The organism is Crocosphaera sp. Alani8 (genome assembly GCF_038442745.1).
Taxonomy (GTDB): Bacteria; Cyanobacteriota; Cyanobacteriia; order Cyanobacteriales; family Microcystaceae; genus Crocosphaera.
This window is the reverse complement of sequence record NZ_JARVCN010000169.1, coordinates 1-7,119: the sequence shown is the minus strand read 5'-3', so window position 1 is coordinate 7,119 and position 7,119 is coordinate 1. Positions and strand designations below refer to the sequence as shown.

At 33.8% G+C, this 7,119-nt stretch carries 6 protein-coding genes; 5 read left to right on the top strand and 1 reads right to left on the bottom strand.

Annotated elements, in window-relative coordinates:
* Nucleotides 1-177: 177 nt before the first annotated feature.
* Complete coding sequence (locus tag P9B04_RS11335) at nt 178-630, top strand: hypothetical protein (protein ID WP_342055096.1); 453 nt, start codon at nt 178-180, stop codon at nt 628-630.
* Nucleotides 631-639: 9 nt separating this feature from the next.
* Here P9B04_RS11335 and P9B04_RS11330 read toward each other — a convergent pair whose 3' ends face one another.
* Nucleotides 640-1,524: a DUF6731 family protein gene (locus P9B04_RS11330; RefSeq protein ID WP_342055095.1), complete on the bottom strand. Its 885-nt coding sequence runs from the start codon at nt 1,522-1,524 to the stop codon at nt 640-642.
* Nucleotides 1,525-1,753: 229 nt separating this feature from the next.
* On the opposite strand from P9B04_RS11330, the gene leuS reads away from it, so the two are divergent.
* The 4 genes from leuS (at nt 1,754) to P9B04_RS11310 (ending at nt 6,906) form a co-directional block, all read left to right on the top strand.
* The gene (leuS, locus tag P9B04_RS11325; RefSeq protein WP_342055094.1) at nt 1,754-4,315 is read left to right on the top strand and encodes a leucine--tRNA ligase; all 2,562 of its coding nucleotides are present in this window, start codon (nt 1,754-1,756) and stop codon (nt 4,313-4,315) included.
* Nucleotides 4,316-4,913: 598 nt separating this feature from the next.
* Nucleotides 4,914-5,057 (top strand): type II toxin-antitoxin system HicA family toxin, encoded by a 144-nt coding sequence (locus P9B04_RS11320; protein ID WP_446717992.1) that lies wholly within the window; start codon nt 4,914-4,916, stop codon nt 5,055-5,057.
* 34 nt (nt 5,058-5,091) lie between these two features.
* Nucleotides 5,092-6,231, top strand: a complete 1,140-nt coding sequence (locus P9B04_RS11315) for an AAA family ATPase (RefSeq protein ID WP_342055093.1) — start codon at nt 5,092-5,094, stop codon at nt 6,229-6,231.
* Complete coding sequence (locus P9B04_RS11310) at nt 6,232-6,906, top strand: DUF3226 domain-containing protein (RefSeq protein ID WP_342055092.1); 675 nt, start codon at nt 6,232-6,234, stop codon at nt 6,904-6,906.
* The last annotated feature ends 213 nt before the right edge of the window (nt 6,907-7,119 follow it).

Sequence of the window (7,119 nt, the reverse complement as noted above, 5' to 3'; positions counted from 1 at the left end):
TCGCATTAAATAGTTTCCTCCCAGTGTACCTCATGAGTATGGGAAATGCTATAATTATTTCAAAAGTATATTGTTGGTATTTTTATGGTACAATAGTATTTATAAAATTAATTTGAGTTGTCTAGCTTGATTTAGCTTGCAATATGGACAATCTACTCAGACTCGGAGTCTAAGGTGATGAATAGGCGTATTAGAAGTCAATGGGAAAGATGGTATCCTCTCTTATTCGGAGTGGTTGCACTTGTTTTTTATGTCTCACTTGAAAGAAATTTTAGCTATTCATTACCAGAATCATTAGATAATGTGTTTTCTACTTCTACAACTCTTAGTGGTATTGTTATTGGTTTTTTAATCACTGCTAAATCTATTTTGTTCTCTATCGATGACAAATACATTATTAAAAAGTTGAAAGAAACAAATACTTATAATAAATTGATAAACTATTTTATGTCTGCAATTCAATATGCCTTTATTTTAGCATTTATTAGTCTTTTAGGATTATTTCTAGATTTTAAGAGTCCCAGTCTTTTTCATAAAATTACATTTGCTATTTGGATATTTTCGTTAGTAACAGCTAGTAGTAGCTGCTACCGAGTTATTGATGTTTTTTCTGGTATTCTTAAATCATAAAAGACTAATTTATTGAGATGTTTCAGACATCTTTAATATTTCTTTACTTTTTTTCTCCCATGCTTGTTTTAAGATTTCTTTTCTTTCATCATAACCAAGAGTACGATCTTTAAAATCATGTTTTATCTTCGCTGACATTCTATCCTCTAGTAAGTTAATTTTTAATAATTCATTATCATCAGTATGACCAGAAATTCTTAGTTTTTTAACTGGTGTATTATTTCCCCCTAATCTTAACATATTTCTTAAAAAATTTTTGCTTTTTTGTGGTTCGAGTGATTGATGTTTTGCTCTTCCAACAGATAACTTTAACTCTAAGCTAGGTGCTTGAAAATATTGACGCATTTCGTTAATGTCTTTTACGGCAAGATCATCAGGAGCAAAAATTTCTAAGTTATCTAATTTTGCTACTTTAACTTCAATATTACGGACATCCTTCATATTTTCGAGTTTTCTCAAAATTTCCGGTGAAAGTATTGGATCTACAAAAATAGTGTTATCAATTTTATTGATTTCCATTAAGTATTTAGCTAGATTGTTAGGGGATATACCACCCTGACGATTTTGTAATAGTAGTACCTTAGTTGGAATATGATACAAGAAAGCTGATTGCATTACTAAACCTTCGTTATCATTTAAGTAAATATTTTCAATATTTCCTGTAAGATCACCTTTGGGAGGAATTTCATTCATTCCTAAGCGAATCATATCACCTTCCACAAACTCCCTATCTATAGAAGCATCATATAACCATAGAGGTGCTGCTCTAATTTGCATCATTCTTTGTTCTCTTGGCTTATCTAATACTTGTTCAATTAATGACTCAAAAGATAAAGTTCCTGTTTCACTGATTTCCACACGATAAAAATGGACTGTAATCGTTTTTTGACTCATACCTTAAGCACTATTCTCTCAGATGATTAACTGTATTATAAACGAAACTTTTTGTTTATAAGTCTAAGTTTGACGCTGAATGTAGTGTAATTGTTAAAAAGATTGTAAAAATAATCGCTTCCTAACCTCCCCTTTCAAATACAAAAAACTGCTCACTGATAACTAATAACCGATAACTGAATCAGATCAGGGATAATTAATTATGAAAATAGCAGTGGAGTAAACATTCGTGGAGTCCCAATATAACGCAGCAGCGATCGAACAAAAATGGCAACAACAGTGGGTTAAACAAGGGTTAGACAAGACCCCAGAAAACAGCGATAAACCCAAATTTTACGCTTTATCCATGTTTCCCTACCCGTCAGGAAACCTACACATGGGCCATGTTCGCAACTATGTTATTACAGATGTGATCGCCCGTCTCAAACGATTGCAAGGATACCGAGTCTTACATCCGATGGGGTGGGATGCGTTCGGACTTCCGGCGGAAAATGCAGCCATCGATCGCAATATTCCCCCCGCAGACTGGACTAAGCAAAATATTGCCCAAATGAGGCAACAGTTGCAAACTTTGGGACTGTCTATCGACTGGGATCGAGAAGTGGCAACCTGTTTCCCCGACTATTACAAATGGACGCAATGGTTATTCTTGCAATTTTATCAAGCAGGGTTAGCTTATCAGAAGGAAGCAGCAGTTAACTGGGACCCGGTAGACCAAACTGTGTTAGCGAATGAACAGGTTGACAGTGAAGGATATTCCTGGCGATCGGGTGCTAAAGTAGAACGGAAACTGTTGCGTCAGTGGTTCTTCAAAATTACCGACTATGCAGAACAATTATTAACCGACTTGGATAAACTCTCAGGATGGCCCGATCGCGTAAAATTAATGCAGGAAAACTGGATCGGCAAGTCTGTGGGTGCATACTTAGAGTTCCCTGTCAAGGATAGCGACGAAAAAATAGCTGTCTTTACCACCCGTCCCGATACCGTTTACGGGGTGACTTATGTAGTGTTGGCCCCGGAACACCCTTTAACCCCAAAAGTGACCACAGAGGGGCAAAAAGCCGCCGTAGAAGGGTTTATTGAAGAGGTATCTAATGAAAGCGAAATTGAACGCACAGCAGAAGATAAACCCAAACGGGGTATATTGACGGGAGGGACTGCTATTAACCCCTTCAACGGTGAAGAAATCCCTATCTTGATTGCAGATTATGTATTGTATGAATATGGTACCGGTGCGGTGATGGGTGTACCTGCACACGATACCCGTGACTTTAAGTTTGCAACAGAGAAACAGTTACCGATAAAAGTGGTTATTGTTCCTGAAAATTCCGAGGATAATAACCCCACGTTGACCGAAGCGTACACCGAACCTGGAATTATGGTTAATTCCAGTGATTTTGATGGAATGCAGTCCACTGAAGGCAAAACCGCTATTATTGACTATGCAGAGAAACAGGGTTACGGGAAAGCAAGGATACAGTATCGTTTACGAGATTGGTTGATTTCTCGTCAGCGTTATTGGGGTTGTCCTATTCCAGTGGTGCATTGTCCCAATTGTGGAACGGTTCCGGTTCCTGATGCAGATTTACCTGTTAAATTGCCCGAAAATGTGGAATTTACAGGTCGTGGAGCTTCTCCTTTGGCAAAAATGGAAGATTGGATCAATGTTCCTTGTCCCAATTGTAGTGAACCTGCGAAGCGTGAAACAGATACAATGGACACATTTATTGATTCTTCTTGGTACTATTTACGTTACACAGATGCAATCAATGATCAAGAAGCATTTAAGTTAGAAAAAGCCAATGATTGGATGAATGTTGATCAATATGTTGGTGGTATTGAACACGCTATTTTACACCTGTTATATTCTCGCTTTTTTACTAAAGTATTGCGAGACAGAGGTTTAGTAAATGTAGATGAACCTTTTAACCGTCTTTTGACACAGGGAATGGTGCAAGCAATGGCCTATAAAAACCCCAAAACCGGTAAATATATCCCTGTAGATAAAGTGAACCCTGAAAGTCCCAAAGATCCCGATACAGGAGATGATTTAGATGTGTTTTATGAGAAGATGTCTAAATCTAAATATAACGGAGTTGATCCCAAAAAAGTATTAGGAAAATATGGTGCAGATACTGCTAGAATGTTCATCTTATTTAAAGCTCCTCCTGAGAAAGATTTAGAATGGGATGATGCGGATGTTGAAGGACAATTCCGCTTTTTAAATCGGGTATGGCGTTTAGTTAATGGTTATGTAGAAAAGAAACCTGAAGTTATTAGTAACAAGGAATTTAGCAAGGAAGAGAAAGGATTAAGACGTGCAATACATACCGCTATTAAAGAGATATCTGAAGACTTAGAAGGAGACTATCAATTTAATACCGCAGTTTCGGAGTTGATGAAGTTAAGTAATGCGTTGAATGATGCCAAATGTATTGATTCTGCGGTTTATAGAGAAGGAATCGAAACCTTATTGATTTTACTGGCACCGTTTGCCCCTCATATTGCTGAGGAATTATGGCATAATTTGGGGCATGATCATTCAATCCATTTAGAAACTTGGCCACAGGTTGATCCTACTGCTTTAGTGGTAGATGAAATTACCCTAGTGATTCAAATTATGGGTAAAACAAGGGGAACAATTCAAGTACCTGCTAATTCCAGTAAAGAGGAGTTAGAAAAATTAGCCCGTGAGTCTGATATTGGTCAACGAAACTTAGACGGAAAAGAGGTTAAAAAAGTGATTGTTGTCCCTGGAAAATTAGTTAACTTTGTAGTTCCTAAATAGCCCCGTCGGGTGGGTATTTTGCCCACCTTACAAACTATCGATTTTTATTAAGTATGTTGAGAAACTGATCAACAACATTTTTAGCATTTTTCACACAGTCTTCATAATCATAACGTTCGATAACTTTAATACCATGTATTCTAAAACATCTATCTTTTTGATGTTCTTCTACTGCACAAGGATGAGTAGATTCATGATCACATTGTAATATTCTCCATTTACCTTTACAACAAACAAGAAAATCAGGTATGATAATATACGATAATTGATTTATTTTAGTACGGAATTTACTGTTAGGAAAAAATACTAACTCTCTTGTATCTAATTATTTGGCAATTTTTAATTCTGCTAAAGAACCTAATTCAAAATTATTCCACTGATATCGTTTATATTTTCCTGTTTTATATTCAGGCAGTCCTTGATTATGAATTTTTTGACCCAGTATTGATTCTTTGATATTGTTCTTTCGAATTTTCAGAATGTTGTTCTTTTTTTAAACAAGGATTAATCAGATTACCAACAATACGTATATCATTAGGCTGAGTTAAACTCAAAGCTTTTTCTATTTTTTTAGATATTTATTTTTGGCAAAAAAAAGATGACTGGAAGTCATCATATTTATCAAAAATTAGGAAAGCCTCAAATTTTTTCTATTCCAGTTCACCATAACCAAGATTTGAAGATAGGAACCTTAAAAGCTTTAATGAAAATAGCAGAATTAACGGAAAATGATTTACTGTAAAATAGTATAAAACTCTAATATAGAGGTTAAGCAAATGATCCGCGATTTAAGCATTAAAAATTATCGTTGTTTTGAAGATTTTAAAGTTGACGGGTTAGCACAAGTTAATTTGATTGTTGGTAATAATAACAGTGGTAAAACAAGTTTCTTGGAAGCTATTTATATTTTGTTAGATAAATCCTATTATTATAAATTTCATAACAAAATAACTACTTTAATTAATTCATTAAAGTTAAGAAAAGAATATTTATCTTTAATTTCAGAAGATTCAAGAGAGTCAAAAACAATGAAATTATATCTTATTAGACATCTCTTTCATAAATATCAAATAAATAAAACCATAGATATTTTTTGCAACAACGATTTTTTTAGAAAAGTTCAAATAACAAATCTTAAACTAGAAAAATCAAAGTCAAAAAATCTTCATTTACTAACTACAGATGACGAATGTTTTAAGGTTAATTATGAATTTAAAAAATCAAATACAGAAAACAAAAATACTCGTGGACAAGCATTTTATGAAATTAATCAACAAGGAACTTACATACAGGAAACCCCAGAAAATACAAATCAAACTCGTTTGAATGGTATTGAAAGACTTATTCTGTACACTCCTGATAGTATTTTTATGCCATTAAATTATGATTATCTTGATGATATTGAAAAAAATTGGGACTTGATTCAACTGACTCCTAAAGAAGATAAAGTGATAGAAGCTTTAAAAATCATTAATCCTGATATTGAAAGAATTGGCTTTACAGTTAGTCAATATACTAAACAAATTAGACTTAAAATTAAAGGAGAAAGACAACCAATTCCTTTAAGTAGTATGGGACAAGGAATGAATAGAATTTTAGGACTAATTACAACAGCAGTTATTCTTGAAAATGGAGTATTATTAATCGATGAAATTGAAACAGGTTTACATTACGAAGCACAAACAGATATGTGGCGTTTACTGATAAAAACAGCAGAAGAATTAAATGTACAAATCTTTGCAACTACTCATAGTTGGGACTGTATTTGTGCTTATCAAGAAGCATTAGAAGACATGGAAAATCAATCAGTTGGAAAACTATTTAGACTAGATGATAAATACGGAAAACTTAGGGCAGTAGAATATAAAGCAGATGAGATTTCTATTGCTGTTGATCAAGGAATTGAGGTGCGTTAAATGGGAAAAAGAAAAACATCAAGTCAACCTCACCCACAACAGCTTTTAGTAGAAGGAAAAAATGATTTTCATGTTATCAGTGCATTACGTAAAAAATACAACATACCCTCACGATTTTCTATAGAAGTTCCTGATTCTATAGAATTATCTAATAGAAAGAAAGCAACAGGAGTAGAAGCATTATTACTAGGTTTACCTATTAGACTAAAAGAACCTTATTTAAAAACATTAGGAATAGTTGTTGATGCTGATCAAGACTTACAAGCAAGATGGCAAGCTATTCGTGATAAGCTAAAGTCAGTAGGTTATGATAATACTCCTAAAAATCCCTGTCCTGAAGGTTTGATTTATGAACAAGAAGAATTACCTAAAATTGGGGTTTGGATAATGCCAAATAATAAACTAACTGGAGAATTAGAAGATTTTGTTTCTTATTTAATTGCTGATGATGATCAATTAAAAGATAAAGCTAACGAAATTTTAGATGAACTTGAAAAATTAGAAATTAATGGCTATAATAAAGGTGACAGAGCCAAAGCTATGATTCATACTTGGTTAGCTCGGCAAAAGCAACCAGGAATGCCGATGGGACTATCAATAACGGCTAACGTATTGAAATATGATAATGGAGTTCTCCAAGCTTTTATTAATTGGTTAAATAAACTATATCAGTAAATAGGATAATGAGGTTATTCTAAATAAAGTTCAATTGCTTGTTTAATGCATCTTTAATATTATCTCCTTCACTAATACTATTCAAGACAATAATCTAAAATAGAACCATTAAATTATTAGAGCATCAATGAGCGATCGCAGAAACTTTTATAAACAATATATGTATCTTCTCAAAAAGCCAGGGGTCACTCGCTGCGAAAACTTAGGCCAAAC

Excerpts from the sequence above, each read along its gene's own strand:
- P9B04_RS11335 (WP_342055096.1), top strand. The coding sequence starts at position 178 with ATGAATAGGCGTATTAGAAGTCAATGGGAAAGATGGTATCCTCTCTTA.
- P9B04_RS11330 (WP_342055095.1), bottom strand. The coding sequence starts at position 1,524 with ATGAGTCAAAAAACGATTACAGTCCATTTTTATCGTGTGGAAATCAGT.
- P9B04_RS11320 (WP_446717992.1), top strand. The coding sequence starts at position 4,914 with ATGACTGGAAGTCATCATATTTATCAAAAATTAGGAAAGCCTCAAATT.
- P9B04_RS11315 (WP_342055093.1), top strand. The coding sequence starts at position 5,092 with ATGATCCGCGATTTAAGCATTAAAAATTATCGTTGTTTTGAAGATTTT.
- P9B04_RS11310 (WP_342055092.1), top strand. The coding sequence starts at position 6,232 with ATGGGAAAAAGAAAAACATCAAGTCAACCTCACCCACAACAGCTTTTA.